Here is an 18,158-nt window from a genome sequence, read left to right as displayed (position 1 = left end):
ATTAACCCGCTCCTTGGGTGGTACTGGTTGATGCCAGTGTGATGTCGACCGCTGCTAGATAACGTTCGGCGAGAAAGCGTGCATCGCCTGGCGGTAGCGGTGGTGCAATGGTGTCTAGCCCGCCATTAGAGGTGGGGGTGTTGGTCAGCAAACGCACCACCGCGGCATAGCGTTGCTTGCGCTGTAATGGCTCGTCGGGCAGCTCACCCTGACGATAAAGCTCCGCTAAATAGAAGTGTGCCGGCCAACACTCCGGCGCCACGTAAATGGCCCGTTTGAAATAGTCGTAGGCCTGATGGGGCTGCTGCTGCCAACGGGCGACTAACCCAGCCAGCACCAGCGCATCGATCGACCACGGCTGTTGCTTAAGCAACGCCTCCAGTAGCGTAGCGGCGTCGTCAAAGGCATTTTGATTCAGCAACTGATGGGCGGTTTGCAGCGGGTGGCTAATGGCGTCCGTTTGTGCCTTTTCCGTTGTTTGCTCACTTGGCGCTGCGGGGGCTAAAGCGTCGCTATTGGCTGGCTCTAACTCTTTGCTCGCGTTATCGCCGCTTCCGTCAGCTGACTCGTCGCCCATGAGCAAGGGGGGAGAATGGGGAACTGCCGTGGGCGGCTCTGCACGGCGAAAGTAAAAGACGCCTTGGGCTTCGACCAGTTCAAATACGCCCAGATCGTTACCCATAGTTTCGCTGACGCCGCAGAGTAAAATGCCATTCGGCGCCAGTAGCTGGCCAAGCTGTTGGTGAATACGGCGCCGCGTTTGCTGATCAAAGTAGATTGATACATTACGAAATAAAATCACATCAAAGGGGCCGCCAGGGCTGCTCTCTTCGGCGTTTAATAGGTTAAACGGGCAAAAAGTTACCCATTGGCGTAATGATTCGTGAAGCTTAAAGCGCCCCTTGTAGGGACTGAAGTAGCGCGCTTTGAAGTCAGCAGAGAGCGCGCGAAACGCCATGCCGCCATAAACCGCTTGGCGCGCCTTGGCGAGCACTTGATGATCCAGGTCGCCACCCGTGAGGTTAAATAGTGCTTTAGCCCGCTCGCCAAAGTGCTCAAATAGCATCATCGCTACGCTATAGGGCTCTTCGCCGGATGAGCAGCCCGCGCTGAAAATAGAAAGCGGCGGTTCCTCTGTTGCTAAACGCTCAGGCAAATAGCGGTTGACCAGCCAGCGCAAGGCATCCGGCTCGCGATAAAAATAGGTTTCGTTAACCGTTAATTGGCTGACAAACTGATCAAATAGCGCAGTGTCGCTGGTTAACCGTGTGAGGAGTTGAGTGGTATCGGTGAGCCCCGTTGACGCTTGTAAGCTGGCCACCGCCCGAAATAGCCGGGCTTCGGCCAAGCCTTCCAGGTGTAAGCCGCAGCGCTGATGAACCAGCGCTTTAAAAGGGGCAAAGGTGCTCATGCCAAGGGCTCCGGTCGGCTATCCAAGTAGCCGCGCACATCGCGCAGCAGCCGATCCGGAAGGCTATCCAGGGGTAATTCATACTGTATGACCCCGGCTTTAACGGCTTCCTGGTTCATGCCGTATATCACTGAACTAGCTTCGTCTTGCGCGAAAGTGGTACCGCCTGCCTGATAGATAGCCCGCATACCATTCACGCCATCGCGGCCCATGCCGGTCAAAATGATACCAACCGCATCACGGCCATAGACCTCCGCAACGCTCTGCAACAGTACATCGCAACTGGGATGGTATAGAAATGTCTCAGGGCTGGATTGAAGCTGAAAACGGTGGCGGGGGCTCACGCATAAATTACGCTCAGAAGGTGATAAATAGATATGTCCAGGGCGCAGCTGCTCACCCTCTTGGCCAACACTGACCGGCATGGCGCACAGCGATGCCAGCCATTGTGCCATGCCATCAATAAACCCATGGCTGATGTGCTGGGCGATGACGATGGGCGCTGGGAACCCGGCGGGTAACCTGCGTAGTACCCGCACGAGTGCTTGCGGGCCACCAGTTGAGCAGGCAATGGCGATCACGTGTTGAAAATCCCGCGGCACTCTTCGTGGGGTGGCGGGTAGGGAAGGCAGGGGGATGATCGACGCTGGCGTTTTGACGCGCCGCCGCAGGCGAGTGATCACCGCGACACCGGCTAGCAGGCGTACACGTTCCAAAAGGCGCTCGGCGTCAGCCCCTTCCAATGTGGGTTTAGGCATGACTTCCAGTGCGCCCACTTCAAGGGCTTGATAGGCCGTTTGCGCATCGGAGCGGTCGCTAACCACCAGGATGGGCACGCCTTTGTTATACATGATCTCTTCGATAGCGCTTAGGCCATCCATCACCGGCATGTTGAGATCCATAGTGATCAGTTGCGGCGTAAGGCGTTTGGCCAGCTCCACCGCTTCGCGGCCGTTAATGGCTTCACCCACGATCTCAATATCACCGTCTCGGCTGAGGATATCGCGTAGCACGTCGCGGGCTACTTGGCTGTCGTCGGCAATGACTACCCGAATTGCACTCATTCGGTATCCTTATCAGCGGTTTTTATTTGTTAGGGTGAACTCCTGCACCAGCGCGTTAAGCTCCGCCGACATATGCACCATGTCCTGGCTAATGTCGGTAATGCTGCGCACCGAATGTGCGTTGCGAGAACTGGCTGTATCAATATCGCGCAGCGCCATAACCACCTGGCTGCTGGCGGTTTTTTGCTGCTGTGTAGACAGCGATATCTGCTGGGCCGCGCTGCTGGTTTGGCTTGCCGCCTTGAGCAGTGCCTCGAGATCCTGGGCAGTGCTGATGCTTGCTTCAACGCCCTGCTCGATTGAGGAGGCGCCTTTTTCAGAAGCCACCACTAAGCGATTAATTGCCGTCTGAATATCATCGGTATGGGCTTCAATTTCTTGGGTAGAGTCGGTCACGCTGTCAGCCAAGCGGCGTATCTCGCTGGCGACGACTGAGAAACGTCGGCCCGACTCTCCCGCGCTTGAGGCTTCCAAAGCGGCATTAAAAGCGATCAATTTGGTCTGGGCAGCCAGGGTGTTGATCAGCTCCATCACCTTGTTAATCTGCTTGGATTTTGCCCCCAGCGTCATGATCTCGGTCAGACTCTGCTCGCTGTCGCTGCGGATATCCTGCATCTTTGACTGTAGCAGTTGCATGGCCGCACTGCCTTTACGGCTGCGTTCCAGGGTTTGGTTAGCCACGTCGACCACCGACTGGGAGTGGTCGGCGATTTGAGTCGATGACGTAGAGAGCTCTTCCATGGTGGAGGTGATTTCCGCCACTGAAGAAGCCATCTCTTCCACCGCTGCGGCCATGGTTTGGCTCGCTTCATGGTCAATATCGCTGCCGTGCACACCGGAAAGCCCGGCCGTTTGTGCCAGCCGGTCGGCGACTTGCGTTAGCGCTTGAGCATTCTTGGCCACTGCCGCAATGGCGCGGGAGAGGCGCTCAAGAAGCTCGTTGGTCTGATCGGCTAAATCGCCAAGCTCGGCTTTGTCGTCGGTGCTGACCCGCCGGGAAAGATCCAGGCTGAGGGTGATGTCTTTTAGCTGGCGCTGGAAATCAATCAGAGGGCGGATAAGAGTGCCGGTCAGCGGGTAGAGCACCAGTAAGCCGACGAGCAGAATGAGTAGGCCGATACCGCTGGACTCCAGGAAGCGCTCACGAGTAGACGCCAGGTAAGCCTCTTTATCGACCTCAACCATCAGATAACGCTGCAGTTCGGGTAGCCAGCGGGTGCTAATCAGCAGGGCGTGACCGTCAAGCTCAATCTCTTGTACCTGTAGCTGTTCATCACGCAACAGGCGCTGCGAGTCCTGCTCCGGTACAGGCTGCGCAGCAGTTTCGCCGCTGCGAACGAGCAGCTCGCCCTCGGCGCTAAGCAGCGAAGCATGGCCGATGCCACCTAAGCGAAAGTCATCAATCAAGCTGGCCATTTGGGAGAGATCAAGCCCCGCGCCAGCCACGACCAGCGGTCGACCGTTGGCGGCATTGACCGCGCTGCGGTAATTAACGTAAACAAAGGCATCATCGGGAGAAAAGGTGTCGCTATCTAGATTCAGCTCGTAAGCGTTGTCGCTATCAGTAAAATCGTAGTACCAGTCGTCTTCGCTGCCGGGCGGTTGGATTGTTCGCTGAAGAAATTCACCGTTGCGCAGTTGGAAATAGTAGCCTCGCCCCTGGTATTGGGCGGCAATAAACAGTAGCTCGGTGTCTAATTGCGCCATAAGGCGCGCTAAGTAGCTGGCGATAGCGTTTTGACGCTCTTCGGGCAAACCGTCGCGAACCCACTGCTCAATAAAGTAGCTATTGGCCAGACTTTCGGAAATGGCGAGATCCTGGCTGAGATTAAGGTTTATATGCGCGGCTAGCCCTTCGACCTGTGCCGGTAGCTCTTGATTAAGCAGGTTATCCAGCCGAGCCTGGCTGTGGGAGCGCGCTTGAAGATAGAGCGCCAGGAGCATTGCCAGTGCTAATACCGTTCCAAAGGAGAGAAATAGCCGAAGCCGTAGAGGTAGGGATTTCCAGCGCGCCATCATGTTCGCCGTTGCTCCAAAGTAAACGTGGCCCTAACGACGCTGCTCAATAGCGCTCAGGGTGAGTGGTAGAGTGATAATTACCACTCTACTTAGGGTGGTGGCAACGATTTCAGCTTTTTTTGTGAGGGCTGTCCAGCCTATATAGGCGTGTTTTGGTACTTGCGTTTACACGATCGCGTGGGGGACAAAGCAGGAGGAGTCTTTGGTAATGCGGCCGACGTCTTCGCGAATGCCCATGCCGCAGGCACGGTCACCGACTACCCAACTGCCGATTAGCGCATGGTTGTTACCAAAGCGCGGCATGGGGTGATACGCCTGGCGAATCCAGGGGCTGTCGGTGTAGGGGCCGTCCACGGACTCGCGCTGGCCAGATGGAGTGATCAGCTCCACGTTGCTGCCTTCCCGGGAGAAGAACGGCTTACGCACCCAGCCTGCTGGCAGTGGTGTGCTGTCGGCGGTCTCGAAAAACGCCGGTAGCAGATTGGGGTGGCCCTCAAAGTGCTCCCACAGCAGGGGCAAAATACCCTTGTTCGATAGAACTGCTTTCCAGGGCGGCTCGAACCAGTGGGTGTTTAACCGCGGGATATCTTCACCGAAGGCATCGTCGGCCATCTCTTCCCAGGGGTAGAGCTTGAACAGGGCATGGATAGGCTGGTTATCCAGGTCAACAAAGTGTTCCGCGCCGGGATTGATGCCAATATCTTCCATATAGATAAACGGCGCCTTGAGGCCCGCTTGCACCGCTACATCCTGCAAGTAGTGCACGGTGGCGCGTTCTTCAGCGTTATCTTTAATGCAGGAGAAATACAGCGTGCGGGCGTCAATGCGGTCGCCAAGGTGCGCCATGGCGTTGATCAGGCGCTCCTGAATCGAATTGTACTGATCCGCGTGGCGGGGCAGGATGCCCTGGGCGATGGCTTGTTCAAGCCACACCCACTGAAAAAAGCCCGCTTCGTAGAGCGAGGTGGGCGTGTCGTAGTTGAGTTCCAGCAGTTTCGCGGGGCCGTCACCGGAATAGGCAAAGTCCATTCGCCCGTAGAGGTGCGGTTGGCCTGACTTCCACGAGTTGTGGATGCTGTCCCACATATGCTCGGGCAGTGCCAAACGCTGCATAAGCGCATTGGAGTGGCAGACCTTATCCACCAGTTCCATGCACATCTCATGTACTTCCTCGGTAGGCGCTTCGATATCGCGCTCTACCTGTTCTAAGGTGAACTGGTAGTAGGCGTCCTCTTTCCAGTAGGGCTCCCCGTCGATGGTATGAAAATGAAAGCCCAGCTCGTGGGCCAGGGCTTTCCAGTTGCTTCGTTCAGGGATATCGATTCGCAGCATGGTGGGCTTTACTGGCGGCTTAGGAGCCCCAGCCACCTCGTGCCGAGGAGCGCGAGCCAAAGCCTCGGCGCTGTGAGGTAGCTTGGCGGTTCTGTGCCACCGAGCTGCGCATTGCATCGTTACGCTGGGTGACACGCTGGGAGGCCTGGTTCGAGGCGGTGTTCCAGTTGCCCTGATTCTGGCGGTTGCGGTATACCGGCTCCTGGTACACCCGTTCAAAGGAGCGCCCACGATTGGTATTGGACATCATACTGCCCACCATATAGCCCATCATGGCGGGCATAAACCAACTGCCGCCGGTGCTTCCGGTAGCTGCTTGGGACTGCTCTTCGGTTGGGGCAGTACAAGCGCCTTGACCATTTTCAGCTTCGCACTCTTCCAGGGTGCTATAACGCGGCACCGCTTCCAGCGAGGCTTTGTAGGCGTCTTCGCAAGCGCTGCGGGTGTAGACGTTTTCCGCCACGCAATCCTCTACGCTTTGAAAGCTGCGTGGCTGATCGAACTCTATATCGGTGATTTGCTCTTCCTGGGGCGGTTGGCCACAGGCGGTAAGACCAAAGGCGCTGGCGCCCATCATTGCCAATGACAAACGCCCGCTGCGCTTGCGGCGTGGCAAATGTGGGGTATGATCGTGTTTAGACATGCAGGCTCTCCTTTACCACGTCGTCGTTACCAAGTCATCGAAGCGGCGTTGAGTAAGCCGACTGCCACGGCCACACTGGCCATCAAAATGCCGTAGGCCTGATGGCCTTCGGTGATGTGCTGAGACAGGCTTTCGCCCTGTTTACGCAGAAACAGCTTAACCGCGAAGAAGGTAGCCAACTGAACGATAAAGGCGACAATGCCCCAGAGTACGAAATCGATAAAGTTGATGGAGTGTGCCATCGCGCTGTATAGCGGAATGGTAAAACCTAAAATAGAGCCGCCGTAGGCGGAGGCCGCCGCCGCGTTACCTTCTCTAATCAGCGTCCATTCGTGGTGCGGAGTAAGACGGCTGTAGCAGTACATAAAGGCGACAAGCAGCACAATCGCCGTCACTAGATAAGCAAGAAATGACGGCAGGCCGTAGAGGTAATTCACCATGGGGGCAGTTTCCTTTGATAGCTCTTAAATTTATAGCGCTTAAATTTTGTGTTTCGATACAGTAGCCCGATTACATTGCGTCGATATCAACGGAGGCCACATCCACGCCCACGTTGTGCACCACCATAAAGCTGCCTTCGCCATCGTTTTCAGCGCTCAACAGTAAGTACTCCATCCGCTCAGCGCCTTCGATGGTGCGCTCATAAAGCATCGTATGATGAGTCACTAGCCTTGCAGCCACGCTCTCGGTGGTCATTACCTGCTCTTCAAAAACCACCGGTGGCGACCACCGGCTGTCTCCATTACCCCATACCCGCTGGTAGGTACAGCTGCGTGCCTCGCCAGTGGTCGAGGAAAGCGCGACGGTTTGTGCGCCGATGCTATCGGGCAGTTTGTCGTCCCCGTTTATCAAATTATCAAATTCGGCATCCGAGAGATGGGCAACACGGTAAAAGTCGAACAGCTTATATTCAAGCACCTGGCCATGCTCGATATTGGCCTGCAGCCAGGTGTCATTATCCAAATAGAAACGTACCAACTGCGCCCCTTGACCTAGATCGACGTGGCCTACGGCGGCAATATGGTGGTAGGCGTCGTCGTCCCAGCGAAACAGCGCATCGGGGTGGGCGCGCAGGCCAATCAGCTTGATATTGACGCGCCCATCCAGGCGTAGGCCCTCAAGGTCTTCCTGGCTGATGCCCATGGGCAGGCCCGCGGCTATCGGTCGGCCTGCATCGGGCTCGGGCGGCTTCTCCGTGGTAGCGCGAAAAAGTGCCTTGAGGGTGTTAAACATGGCCTGGCTCCCCAGTAAATTTAAACGCTGACTTACGCTTGACTCTTTACCCTTGTGTGGCGTTTTTCTTCGCTTTCAGGCGCGCTAACACGTCGTCTGCTTTGCGGTTCTGACCACCCACCCCGGCTGCTTTCAAGCGGGCTTCCAGCGAGCTGCCGCTCTCTTCCGCGGCCATATCGTCAGCCGCCTGCATTTGCGCCGAGTTCAACTGCTGGCGCTCTTTAATGCGCTCCAGGGATTCCATGGCGCTGCTCATGGCGCTGTTCTGACCCGAGTGGCGAGCGGCCACGGCGGATTGGGCTTTCTGCGCCGATTCAGTGGCTTTGACCACGCTAACCTGCTGTTTGAGCTGGCGAAGTTGGTTGTCGGTGCCGCGAATTGCACCGCGCAGTTTCTCAATGCTGGCATCGTACTCACTAACAATGGCGCGTTCCGCTTCCAGGTCATCCTGTAGCGCCACCATGCGCTCGGCAACTTCCACCGCCAGCGCTTCTTCGCCTTTATCCAGCGCGGCCTCGGCGCTTTTTTCCAGCTCAGCGATTTTGCTTTCCAGCGTATCGGCCTTATTGCTGTTCAACTGACGCTGGCCCATTAGGCGGGTAAGCTCGGTTTTAGACTGGCTCAAGTGGGTCTCTGAATCGCGGATTTCCTGATCTAAAATGCGCAACGCCTGGGAATCCACCACCGCTTGGCCGGTTTCATTTGCTTTGCCGCGTAGGGCGGTCATAATTTTGCTTAACATAAATAATCTCACTGGTAAGTGACGACAATGGTGATACTGATGATAGGCGAACTGTTGCGAGTGTCATACGAAATGCGTCTGGATCAGTTCGGCGACTTCCATGGCTGCACTGGCCGTTGCGTGCAGCTCGGCGCAAATTGACTCAAGTTTGGAGTCGCCAAACAGCTGCCCATAAGCCACATAGAAGTCGTTGCCGTCGATCTCGACAATACCCACGGAGGCCAACGGTAGCGAAATACCTTGGCGCAGCAGCACTTCGTTGAGTTCAGCGCTGTTTTTGACACCGTCTACGGCAGCGATGGAGGCCATAGCGATCCACTCGTTTTCGCTGCGCGAGAGGGTAATCGGCAAGTTGCCGTAATCGCTAAGTTCCCAGATCAGCGTCTGATTCGCCTCATCCAGGCTAATAGTACCCTCAGGCCACTCAAGGGTCGTATCTCCCGCGCTATTGGGCGTGGGCTGGCTGACTAACTGATATAACTCGCTGGCGGTGATGCCGTTGGTAATAGTAGGTGTAGTCAAAGCGTTCTGCTCCATCGTTCGTTAAGTGATCTTAACTTAACATTTCGTAGAGCAAATGGTTCCTTTTTGCAAAAAAAATGCCCCGTCAGTTACGGGGCAAAAAGGACGGGTAAAAGGCTGATGAAGAGGCGGTGCTTGCAGGACGGGGCTAGGGGGTTCGGTAGGTGTCATTGAATTGTTGGCGCAACATGTTTTTCTGCACCTTGCCCATGGTGTTACGGGGCAGTTCATCGACAAAGAAGACCCGCTTGGGCTGCTTGTACTTGGCTAGGCGACCATCTAAGTGACTGATCACCTTATCTTCGTCAAGCTGGTTTTCTCCAAGATTGGCGCCTGGCTGGCGCACCACGACGGCGGTGACGCCCTCGCCAAAGTCAGGATGTGGCAGGCCGATGACTGCGGATTCGGCCACTTGATCAAGCTCGTCAATTACCTGCTCTACCTCTTTGGGGTAGACGTTGTAGCCGCCGGAAATCACCAGGTCTTTGTCGCGACCGACGATATGCACATAGTCTTGGTCGTCGACCATGGCGAGATCACCGGTAATAAAAAAGCCATCGTCTAACAGCTCCTCACGGGTTTTTTCCGGCATCCGCCAGTAACCGATAAACACATTGGGGCCACGAATCTGCAGCATACCAATCTCGCCAAAAGGTACCTCTTCGCCGGTCTCCCGGTTGGTAATACGCATCTCCACGCCAGGTAGTGGCATACCCACAGTGCCCGCGCGCCGTGCGCCTTCATAGGGGTTAGAGAGATTCATGTTGGTTTCGGTCATGCCGTAACGCTCAAGAATCGCATGGCCGGTTTTGGCTTCAAAGGCCTCGTGGGTCTCAGCGGTAAGCGGAGCAGAGCCGGAAACGAACAGCCGCATATGGGCGGTGGCTTCTGGAGTTAGGCGCTCATCCTGCACCAGCCGCGTATAAAAGGTGGGAACGCCCATCATCACGCTGCCGCGGGGCAGTTCTTCAAAGATTACGTCCGCATCAAATTTGGGCAGAAACAGCATGCTGGCGCCGGACATCAAGGTGACGTTACAGGCGACGAACAGGCCGTGGGTGTGGAAGATCGGCAGCGCGTGGATCAGCCGGTCTTCAGCGCTGAAGTGCCAGGCTTTGGCCAGGGTCTCGGCGTTAGAGGCAAGGTTTTTGTGCGTTAACATGGCGCCTTTGGAGCGCCCGGTGGTGCCAGAGGTATAAAGAATAGCCGCCAGGTCGCGCTCGCCAAGTGCCACCACATCCTCCCGTGGCGTTGCCGCTTGGGCGGTTTCCATCAGGCTGCCATCGGCGGCGCTGCCCAGGGTGGCCACCGCGGGGCAGCCTGTTTCCACAGCCAGCGCCCGTGCTTGCTCTTCTATTTTGGGGCGACAAACAAACAGTGCGGGCTCGGCATCATTTAGAAAGTAGCGAATCTCATCGCCGGTATAGCCCGTATTGAGGGGTAAATAGACACCGCCGATACGCAGGCAGGCCAGGTAGAGCAAAATGGCTTCCGGGCTTTTATCCACCTGTACGGCGATGCGGTCGCCTTGCTGAACGCCTAGCTCGGTTAGCGCGCCGGCAAGCTGCGCACTGATGCTTAGTGCATCGGCGTAGCTATAGCGGCGGCCATCGCGGGTGGTAATAAAATCGGCCTCTGCGCGTTCGCGCATTTTGGCGGCAAAGGTGTCAAATAGGTTGTGGCTCATTTGGTGGTTTCTCCCTTGGCCATTTTGCGCGCGCGTCGAGCAAGATCACGCACCTCATTGGAGCAGGCAACGGTGGCCTTGGCGGTATAGTTTTCGTGGTTGCGCTCGATATCGTCCAGCACATACAGGTAGTTGACCATCAGGCCTGCGGCTTGTTTAAAGCCCTTAGCGGAGATATCTCCCAGCCAGTTAATGCGGTGAAGTTCAGCGCCGTTGCCGAGGTGAAAGCGGGCCACTGGGTTGAGCGGCAGGCCGTGGCGGTTCTTCTCTTCGACCAGGTAGCGGGCGGCCAGCGGGCGAATAATCGCTTTGAGCTCCTCTTCGCGGGGTTTGTCCTGATGCCACCCCGGTGTTTCAAGCCCTTTGAGTGACTTACGCATCGAAGCGGGAAGCTGCTCGTCATCACGCTGCTCCTGCAACCACTGGGCGAAGCCCGGCACCGGCGAGAGGGTGACGAAGTATTTAAGCTGCGGCAGCTCCTGGGAGAGCTCTTGCACTACCTGCTTGATCAAAAAGTTACCGAAGGAGATGCCGCGCAGCCCGGTCTGACAGTTGCTAATGCCAAAGAACGCCGCGGTATCGGCATCTTCAGGGTCGTCGATTCCTTTTTCGGCGCTACTCTTTCCAGGGCTTTTTCCAGGTCTCTTAACAGAGCTCTCTCCTGACAAGATGGGCTGGATGCGGCTGGGCAGGCCCTTGTGCAGGGCGACTTCCACAAAGATCAGCGGCTCGTCGCCAATCGCCGGGTGGAAGAAGGCGAAACAGCGACGGTCGCGGGCGTCTAGCCGCCGACGCAGGTCGTCCCAGTCCTGGATTTCGTGCACCGCTTCGTAGCGGATGATCTTCTCTAGAATCGACGCCGGTGTGTTCCAATCAATACGCTTGAGCATCAAGAAACCGCGGTTAAACCAGGAGCCGAACAGGTGGGCGAAATCGTCATCAATGGCCGCCAGCTCGGGCTGTTCGCGCAGCAATGCCAGCAGGTCTTCGCGCATCTTAACCAGTTCATAGGTACCGTCGCTGGCCAGGTTTAAGCGCCGGAAAAGCTCCTGCCTGCGTGGTTCGCAGGCTTCAAACAGGCGCTGTAGCGATGGGTTGTCGCGAACTTCTTGATAGGCCAGATAGGCCGCATCAATGGGCCCGGGATCAGCCGCAAAGTCGGCCGTCAAGCGGGCAAAGAAGCGGCTCTTTTCAGCCGCCGAAAGGCGCTGGTAAATCGCCAGGGCGCGGCTTGCCAGCGCGATGCTGGAGGCTTCACCATCGCTCTCCAACAGCTTCTGGCAGGCGTTAACTAACTGCCCATGGTCGGGCGTTAGCGTCTCGGGATGGCGGCGCCGCAACAACGCATCACGCTGAGTGATGTTGTTGAACAGCTCCTGCAAAAACAGCATGTTCATGGTCGAACTCCTTAACCCATGATCAAGTTAGGTAGCCAAAGCGCGATGCCTGGGAAGAGACACAGCAGCAAGATACCCAGCACCATACACAGCGCGTAGGGCAAGCTTCCCATCAGAATGTCGCGCAGCGAAATATCCGGCGCGATGCCTTTAATAATGAACAGGTTAAGTCCCACAGGCGGTGTGATCAGACCGATTTCCAAGTTGATGGTCAAAATCACCGCAAACCAGTAGGGGTCGAAGTTAGCGGCCAGGATAATAGGTAACAGAATCGGCGCGGTCATCACGATCACCGCCACAGGCGGTAAGAAGAAACCGGCTACCAGCAGGAAGAGATTAATCACCCCCATCAGTGCCCAGCGGTTGATCTCCAGATCAGCAATCGCACCCGCCACGGTTTGGGTGATAAACATGGAGGAGAGCGCATAGGCGAACACTTCGGCGGTGGCGATCACTAGCATGATCATCACGCTTTCGCGTAGCGAGTCGCGCATGATTAGTTTGAGTGGGCCTAGCTGCCACATGCGGTAGATCAGAATAGCCAGCGCCAAACACAGAAAGGCACCTACGCCTGCGGCTTCTGAAGGGGTTGCTACCCCGCCATACAAGGCAAACAGAATACCCGCGACTACGCCCAGGAAAGGCAACACACGCACGAGTGCTTTAAGGTTGGTATCGACATTCTGCTTAACGTTCTGTTTTAGCCGTTCGACGGACTCCGCCATGGGGTTGTTATAACCACCGGCCATTTTGCAGGCGATCATCGTCCAGATCATAAATAGGCCTGCCAGCATAAAGCCTGGCACCACCCCGGCAATAAACAGCCGACCAATGGAGGTTTCGGTAGAGATACCGTAGATGATCATGGTGACCGACGGCGGAATCAGAATACCCAGGGTGCCGCCCGCGGCTATGCAGCCTGCCGCGACGCCATCGGGATAGCCACGCATGCGCATTTCGGGAATGCCCATCTTACCAATCGCCGCACAAGTGGCGGGGGACGAACCCGAGAGCGCAGCAAAGATAGAACAGGCGCCGATATTGGAAACTGCCAAGCCGCCGGGTAGTTTGCCCATCCATAGGTCCAGTGAACGATAAAGATCACGCCCGGTGGGGGAGGAGGCCACCGCGGCGCCCATCAAAATGAACATCGGGATGGCGACAAAACCAAACTCGGCAATGCGGTCAAAAAAGGTTTCCCCAAAATAGGTAAGCTCAGCAAGGCCACGGTCGTAGAGCAGCGCCAGCAGCGATACGCCGCCCAGAGCGAAAGCGATAGGGGTGCCAATGGCCATCAGCACAATCAGCGCGATGGCGACAATAATACCTAAGGTAATCGGATCCATACTCAGCTCTCCCCACGCAATATTTCAGCCACATACTGCAGCGATAGCAGGGTGGCACCGATAGCCATGGGCAGTAACGCGGGCCACAGTGGCGGGTTCCATACCGAGCCAGTCGTCCATGCACCGTGGAATGCCTCAGCCACATAAACCCAACTGGCATATGCCAGAGCGGCACAAAAACCTAACCCAAACAGCGAAGCGATCAGACGCATGATGGTGCGGGTAATACCGCCCAACGCATCGGGAACAATGGTGATAGCGACGTGGCCACCGGTCATCAGTACATAGGGGCTACCCATCAACATTGCCGCCGTTACTGAAAAGATGGTGAATTCGGTTTGCCAACTGGTGCTCATTCCGAGTAAGTAGCGAATAAAGACCATCTGGCAAATCACTAATACGCCAGCGATAAACATGGCGCAGGCCAGATAGGCGGAAAGCCGCGACAGCTTATCCATGACGCGGATATAGCCGCCGATGATGCCCCCTCGCACGGGGGGTTCGTGAGTGGTTGTGGTTGCCATAGTTCCCTCAATCAGCACAGTAAGCATCAGTGTTAAGAGACCACTCCGAGAGGAGTGGTCGCGCCGTTAGGCGTTCAGCGGGTGCTTACTCGACGGCTAGCGCTGCATCGATAATGGCTTGGCCATTGGGAACATTTTCAGCAAAGTTTTTGTAGGAGGTCTCACGAGCGATCTCCAGCCAGGCGTTGTAATCGTCTTCGCTCATGCTGACCACCTCAACGCCATTCTCTTCGTAAAGGTCGACCATCTCCTGATCAATCGCGGCGGCCTCTTCAGCAAAGAATGCTTCTGCTGCTTCACCGGCTTCCATCAGCGCCGCTTGCTGTTCTTCGTTAAGCCCCTGCCATACCTGCTCGGAGATCAGAATCGGCTCATACATAAACCACAGTGCGAAGTCGCCCGGTTCGGTCAAACACTCGACCTGCTCGTAGAGGCGGAAGGAGATAAACGACATCGACGAAGTGTTTGCGGCATCCAACACGCCGGTTTGCATGGCGGTGTAAACCTCAGAAGAGGGCATAGAGGCAATGGAAGCACCCGCAGCTTCCAGCATCTCTTCAAAGGCGGGCCCGGCGGCGCGCAGGTTTTGCCCTTCGACGGTATCGGGGGAGGTGATGCACCGCTCGCTAGAGGCAAAACCGCCCGACAGCCACGCATCTGAGAGCACCCGAGCGCCACCGTCCAGAATCACCGCTTTAATCATCTCCATGTATTCGGAGTCGTTCAGGCGCTGGGCATGCGCTTGATTGCGTACCAAGCCCGGCATCAGCGTGGCGGAGAACTCTGGATGCCGACCGCTGGCATAATCCAGCGGCAGCGAGGTGATATCCAGGCGGCCCCGGGCCAGGGCACCCCACTGTTCACGCGCTTTAAACAGTGATTGGCCTGGGTAGACTTCTATGGTCAGACCAACATCCGCGTCGGCTACGTGGCGGGCCATCATTTGCACCATTTCATCGCGGACATCCCCCTGGCCTCCGGGGAATTGGTGGGACGCGCGAAGCACGGTATCTGCAGAGGCGTGGGAAGCCGCAATGGCGAGACCTAGGGCGGCGGCAGTTGAGATCAAATAGCGTTGCATGTTGCGTCTCCAACAGTTGTTGTTGTGTGCTTGGATGAGCTTTATATGTTTATCAGCAAGGCTGATATATATATCAATAGGCGCTACGTATGCTAATGTCAAATATATGACACCCTAAATGGCTAAGATCAGTCTTGATCTAGGGAGGTAAAAATGACGGGCACTAAGCGCTCCAACGCTCAGCGATTAAGAGATTCACTCGAGAATGACATCATTAATGGCCGCCGTTTACCTGGAGAGCGTCTGGATCCAGAAGCCTTGGGACGTGAGTTTGAGGTCTCGCGTACCCCGGTGCGCGAAGCCTTTCAGCAGTTGGTCGCCAGCGGCTTGGTGACGGTCTCGCCCAAAAAAGGCACCTTTGTGGCGAAAGTGGGGATTGATCAACTAATTGAGATGTTTGAAGTAATGGCGGAACTTGAAGGCATGTGTGGCCGCCTGGCGGCACGGCGAATTACCGAGCCGGAGCTGGTCGCTTTAAAACAAGCGCATCAGCGCTGCGAAGCGGCGGCCCTGGCCGGTGACAGTGACGAATACTATTACGAAAACGAGGGTTTTCATGACTGTATCTACACCGCGAGCCACAATGCATTTTTGGCCAGCGAAGCGCGCCAATTGAAGCAGCGCTTAAAACCCTACCGGCGTTTACAGCTGCAGGTACGACAACGGGTGAACAGTTCACTGCGCGAGCATGAAACTATCGTGGAAGCCATTGAGCAAGGTGACTCGGTAGCGGCGCAGCAGGCACTGAGCGACCATGTATTGATTCAGGGCGAGCGCTTTAGTGACTTTGTTTCCAGCGTGCGCAGAATGGAGGCGCCGCTAGAAAAAACAGGCTAACTTCAGCCTTAATTTTAGCCCCTAGTTTGTTCCCTAGGTTTAGTGAATTTACCGCTATGTCCGTATCGGTGGGGTAATCGTCCTTGCCGACATGGGACGCAGCGCTGAAACTCTCTCTCATGCTTTAGTATCCCACTAGCGGAGAGAGATCGTGACCCGTCATGTCGCCCTACTTGCCTATCCCGACTGCCAACTGCTGGATATCAGCGGTCCCTGGCAGGTATTTGCCAGCGCCAATGCGTTAAGCCCCCAACCGCTCTATCAGTTGACCCTAGTCGCCGATGCCGTGGGCCCGGTTTCCACCAATGGCGGCCTAGCCGTGCACGCCACGCACACCTACCACCAACTTAAGCGTTTACTGCCCCTGGATACGTTGTTGGTGGCGGGTGGCAGTGGCGTAATGCAGCAGCGTGACATAGCCGCAGTGAAGCAGTTGCTTTGTGAAGTTGCCCCAATCGTGAGACGGCTTGGGTCGATCTGCTCTGGGGCATTTTTGTTAGCCGCCGCAGGGCTGTTGGATGGCTGCCGCGTCACCACTCATTGGCGCCATGCACCTCAACTGGCCGATGAGTACCCTGCGATAAGCGTCGAGCCTGACGCGCTGTATATCGAGAGCAACGGCCGTTACACCAGCGCAGGCATAACGGCGGGGATTGATTTGGCGCTTTCGCTGGTCGAGGCGGATCACGGTGCCGAACTTGCCGGGCGTGTGGCCCGTGAATTGGTGGTATTTCTGCACCGTCCGGGCGGGCAGTCGCAGTTCAGCGAAATACTGCGCAAACAGCAGGCCGCGGGGCCGCTGCGTCGCTTGCTGGATCAACTCCATGCCGACCCCAGCGTGGATCATGGGCTTGAGAGCATGGCCGACCTGATGGCGGTCTCCCCGCGCCATTTAACCCGGCTGTTTAGGCGTCATCTGGATACTACCCCAGGTACCTACCTGACCCAGCTACGCCTTGAGCAAGCGCGCTTGGCACTTCTCAGCGAGCGCGAAAATTTATCTCTTGAGCGCTTGGCACAACGCTGGCGGCTGGGCGGCGCGGAGCAGTTGCGACGCCAGTTTCAGCGCTACTACGGCGTATCACCCTCGGTCTATCGCCAACGCTTTGCGTCTTCCCAAACGGGTCTTATTCAGGAGAGTGCCCCATGCCTTTAACCGTCACTTTGTTATCACTCTGCCAAGCGTTACTTGTCACCGGCAATGTGTTGTTGATCGCCGTTTCGCCGCTGATTGGGGCCTCCTTGGCACCTAGCGCGTCTTGGTCCACCGCGCCGGTCGCCACTCAGTGGCTGGGGCTGATGTGCGCCACCATTCCCGCCTCGTTAATTATGGCCAAACTGGGCCGTAAGCGCGGCTTTATACTGGGTAATATGGTTGGGTTGGTGGGCGCGCTAGTTGCCGTGCAGGCGCTAATGGGCGAGCGCTTTGGGTTGTTCTTGTTGGCAACCTGGTTGATCGGTATCGGCATTGGCTTTGGACAGCTGTATCGCTTTGCCGCCGTGGAGGCCGCCCCCGCGCCGATGCGTGACCGGGCGATTGGTTTGGTGATGGGGGGCGGTGTGCTGGCTGCGTTTGCCGGGCCGTGGCTGGCCAGGGTGAGTCGTGAGTTGGGCGAGGTGCCGTTTTTGGGCAGTTTTGTTGGTCTAGCCGTGCTCTACGCTTTGGCATTGGTGGTGCTGATGTTGACGCAGCTGCCGCCGGCATCCCGCACCCACGGCGAAGGCGTTGCACTGCCGCTGGGTAAGATACTCCGCCAACCCGGATTTATTGTGGCGGTGAGCGCGGCGACGGTCGGTTATGGTGTGATGAACCTGGCCATGACCGCCACGCCGCTTGCTATGGCGGGTGCCGGACACCACTTTAACCATGTATCCATGACTATTCAGTGGCATGTGGTGGCAATGTTTTTACCCTCATTCTTTACTGGGCATTTGGCTACCCGCTTCGGTGCTAAACAAGTTATCGTGGCCGGTTGCCTGCTGCTGGTGGCGAGTGCTGTGGTCGCCCAGTTTGGGATCGGCTTAGCCGGTTTTAACGTGGCGCTGATTCTGCTGGGGTTGGGCTGGAACTTTACCTTTCTGCCTGCCACCGGCCTGCTCACCGAGAGCTACCGCCCGGTGGATAAAGCGCGCACCCAGGCGGCGAACGAGTTTCTGGTCTTTGGTACCGCCGCAGTAACCGCCTTACTCGCCGGGCCGCTGGTGAGTTCATTAGGCTGGGCGACGCTTAATTTACTGCTGATCCCCGTCGCACTGGTGCCTTTGGCGGTGCTGGCGTGGCAGCATAAAAGAACGGTGGCGCTGTCTTAGCTAAAGCATC

Annotated in this window: 17 protein-coding genes; 3 read left to right on the top strand and 14 right to left on the bottom strand. The window is 56.7% G+C overall.

Annotated features, from left to right (window positions below):
* Position 1: 1 nt before the first annotated feature.
* The 14 genes from J7J49_RS10980 to dctP form a co-directional block, all read right to left on the bottom strand.
* On the bottom strand, positions 2-1,411 hold the full coding sequence (locus tag J7J49_RS10980) for a CheR family methyltransferase (RefSeq protein WP_215092518.1): 1,410 nt from the start codon (positions 1,409-1,411) through the stop codon (positions 2-4).
* The gene (gene cheB, locus J7J49_RS10975) at positions 1,408-2,475 is read right to left on the bottom strand and encodes a chemotaxis-specific protein-glutamate methyltransferase CheB (protein WP_064235279.1); all 1,068 of its coding nucleotides are present in this window, start codon (positions 2,473-2,475) and stop codon (positions 1,408-1,410) included. The genes J7J49_RS10980 and cheB overlap by 4 nt, the downstream gene beginning before the upstream one ends.
* Positions 2,476-2,487: 12 nt before the next feature.
* The gene (locus tag J7J49_RS10970) at positions 2,488-4,494 is read right to left on the bottom strand and encodes a methyl-accepting chemotaxis protein (protein ID WP_215092516.1); all 2,007 of its coding nucleotides are present in this window, start codon (positions 4,492-4,494) and stop codon (positions 2,488-2,490) included.
* Between the two features lie 165 nt (positions 4,495-4,659).
* A complete protein-coding gene (locus J7J49_RS10965; RefSeq protein WP_215092513.1) occupies positions 4,660-5,826 on the bottom strand; it encodes a glutathionylspermidine synthase family protein in 1,167 nt (388 codons plus the stop codon).
* 19 nt (positions 5,827-5,845) lie between these two features.
* Positions 5,846-6,469: a DUF1190 domain-containing protein gene (locus J7J49_RS10960; protein ID WP_064235276.1), complete on the bottom strand. Its 624-nt coding sequence runs from the start codon at positions 6,467-6,469 to the stop codon at positions 5,846-5,848.
* A gap of 26 nt (positions 6,470-6,495) precedes the next feature.
* Positions 6,496-6,909, bottom strand: a complete 414-nt coding sequence (locus tag J7J49_RS10955; RefSeq protein ID WP_215092511.1) for a DUF350 domain-containing protein — start codon at positions 6,907-6,909, stop codon at positions 6,496-6,498.
* Between the two features lie 70 nt (positions 6,910-6,979).
* A complete protein-coding gene (locus J7J49_RS10950; RefSeq protein ID WP_215092509.1) occupies positions 6,980-7,702 on the bottom strand; it encodes a DUF2491 family protein in 723 nt (240 codons plus the stop codon).
* A 46-nt stretch (positions 7,703-7,748) separates the two neighbouring features.
* A complete protein-coding gene (locus tag J7J49_RS10945; protein WP_215092507.1) occupies positions 7,749-8,444 on the bottom strand; it encodes a PspA/IM30 family protein in 696 nt (231 codons plus the stop codon).
* Positions 8,445-8,507: 63 nt separating this feature from the next.
* Positions 8,508-8,966, bottom strand: coding sequence for a DUF2170 family protein (locus J7J49_RS10940; protein WP_251048256.1), 459 nt, complete (start codon positions 8,964-8,966; stop codon positions 8,508-8,510).
* Positions 8,967-9,114: 148 nt separating this feature from the next.
* The gene (locus J7J49_RS10935) at positions 9,115-10,653 is read right to left on the bottom strand and encodes a malonate--CoA ligase (protein ID WP_215092503.1); all 1,539 of its coding nucleotides are present in this window, start codon (positions 10,651-10,653) and stop codon (positions 9,115-9,117) included.
* Positions 10,650-12,050 (bottom strand): malonyl-CoA decarboxylase, encoded by a 1,401-nt coding sequence (locus J7J49_RS10930; RefSeq protein ID WP_215092501.1) that lies wholly within the window; start codon positions 12,048-12,050, stop codon positions 10,650-10,652. The genes J7J49_RS10935 and J7J49_RS10930 overlap by 4 nt, the downstream gene beginning before the upstream one ends.
* Positions 12,051-12,061: 11 nt before the next feature.
* A complete protein-coding gene (locus tag J7J49_RS10925; RefSeq protein ID WP_064235269.1) occupies positions 12,062-13,396 on the bottom strand; it encodes a TRAP transporter large permease in 1,335 nt (444 codons plus the stop codon).
* A gap of 2 nt (positions 13,397-13,398) precedes the next feature.
* Positions 13,399-13,920 (bottom strand): TRAP transporter small permease subunit, encoded by a 522-nt coding sequence (locus J7J49_RS10920; RefSeq protein WP_064235268.1) that lies wholly within the window; start codon positions 13,918-13,920, stop codon positions 13,399-13,401.
* Between the two features lie 85 nt (positions 13,921-14,005).
* Positions 14,006-15,001, bottom strand: a complete 996-nt coding sequence (gene dctP, locus J7J49_RS10915) for a TRAP transporter substrate-binding protein DctP (protein ID WP_064235267.1) — start codon at positions 14,999-15,001, stop codon at positions 14,006-14,008.
* Between the two features lie 153 nt (positions 15,002-15,154).
* On the opposite strand from dctP, the gene J7J49_RS10910 reads away from it, so the two are divergent.
* The 3 genes from J7J49_RS10910 to J7J49_RS10900 all read left to right on the top strand — a co-directional run bounded on the left by J7J49_RS10910 (position 15,155) and on the right by J7J49_RS10900 (position 18,148).
* The gene (locus J7J49_RS10910) at positions 15,155-15,838 is read left to right on the top strand and encodes a GntR family transcriptional regulator (RefSeq protein WP_064235266.1); all 684 of its coding nucleotides are present in this window, start codon (positions 15,155-15,157) and stop codon (positions 15,836-15,838) included.
* A 151-nt stretch (positions 15,839-15,989) separates the two neighbouring features.
* On the top strand, positions 15,990-16,994 hold the full coding sequence (locus J7J49_RS10905; RefSeq protein ID WP_215092499.1) for a GlxA family transcriptional regulator: 1,005 nt from the start codon (positions 15,990-15,992) through the stop codon (positions 16,992-16,994).
* Positions 16,985-18,148, top strand: coding sequence for an MFS transporter (locus J7J49_RS10900; protein ID WP_215092497.1), 1,164 nt, complete (start codon positions 16,985-16,987; stop codon positions 18,146-18,148). Before J7J49_RS10905 ends, J7J49_RS10900 begins: the two co-directional genes overlap by 10 nt.
* Positions 18,149-18,158: the final 10 nt, after the last annotated feature.

It is taken from the genome of Halomonas sp. ISL-56 (assembly GCF_018612805.1).
Taxonomy (GTDB): Bacteria; Pseudomonadota; Gammaproteobacteria; order Pseudomonadales; family Halomonadaceae; genus Vreelandella.
Note: the sequence above shows the minus strand (reverse complement) of the source record. Positions and strands in the feature narration are given on the sequence as shown.

Excerpts from the sequence above, each read along its gene's own strand:
- J7J49_RS10980 (WP_215092518.1), bottom strand. The coding sequence starts at position 1,411 with ATGAGCACCTTTGCCCCTTTTAAAGCGCTGGTTCATCAGCGCTGCGGC.
- cheB (WP_064235279.1), bottom strand. The coding sequence starts at position 2,475 with ATGAGTGCAATTCGGGTAGTCATTGCCGACGACAGCCAAGTAGCCCGC.
- J7J49_RS10970 (WP_215092516.1), bottom strand. The coding sequence starts at position 4,494 with ATGATGGCGCGCTGGAAATCCCTACCTCTACGGCTTCGGCTATTTCTC.
- J7J49_RS10965 (WP_215092513.1), bottom strand. The coding sequence starts at position 5,826 with ATGCTGCGAATCGATATCCCTGAACGAAGCAACTGGAAAGCCCTGGCC.
- J7J49_RS10960 (WP_064235276.1), bottom strand. The coding sequence starts at position 6,469 with ATGTCTAAACACGATCATACCCCACATTTGCCACGCCGCAAGCGCAGC.
- J7J49_RS10955 (WP_215092511.1), bottom strand. The coding sequence starts at position 6,909 with ATGGTGAATTACCTCTACGGCCTGCCGTCATTTCTTGCTTATCTAGTG.
- J7J49_RS10950 (WP_215092509.1), bottom strand. The coding sequence starts at position 7,702 with ATGTTTAACACCCTCAAGGCACTTTTTCGCGCTACCACGGAGAAGCCG.
- J7J49_RS10945 (WP_215092507.1), bottom strand. The coding sequence starts at position 8,444 with ATGTTAAGCAAAATTATGACCGCCCTACGCGGCAAAGCAAATGAAACC.
- J7J49_RS10935 (WP_215092503.1), bottom strand. The coding sequence starts at position 10,653 with ATGAGCCACAACCTATTTGACACCTTTGCCGCCAAAATGCGCGAACGC.
- J7J49_RS10930 (WP_215092501.1), bottom strand. The coding sequence starts at position 12,050 with ATGAACATGCTGTTTTTGCAGGAGCTGTTCAACAACATCACTCAGCGT.
- J7J49_RS10925 (WP_064235269.1), bottom strand. The coding sequence starts at position 13,396 with ATGGATCCGATTACCTTAGGTATTATTGTCGCCATCGCGCTGATTGTG.
- J7J49_RS10920 (WP_064235268.1), bottom strand. The coding sequence starts at position 13,920 with ATGGCAACCACAACCACTCACGAACCCCCCGTGCGAGGGGGCATCATC.
- dctP (WP_064235267.1), bottom strand. The coding sequence starts at position 15,001 with ATGCAACGCTATTTGATCTCAACTGCCGCCGCCCTAGGTCTCGCCATT.
- J7J49_RS10910 (WP_064235266.1), top strand. The coding sequence starts at position 15,155 with ATGACGGGCACTAAGCGCTCCAACGCTCAGCGATTAAGAGATTCACTC.
- J7J49_RS10900 (WP_215092497.1), top strand. The coding sequence starts at position 16,985 with ATGCCTTTAACCGTCACTTTGTTATCACTCTGCCAAGCGTTACTTGTC.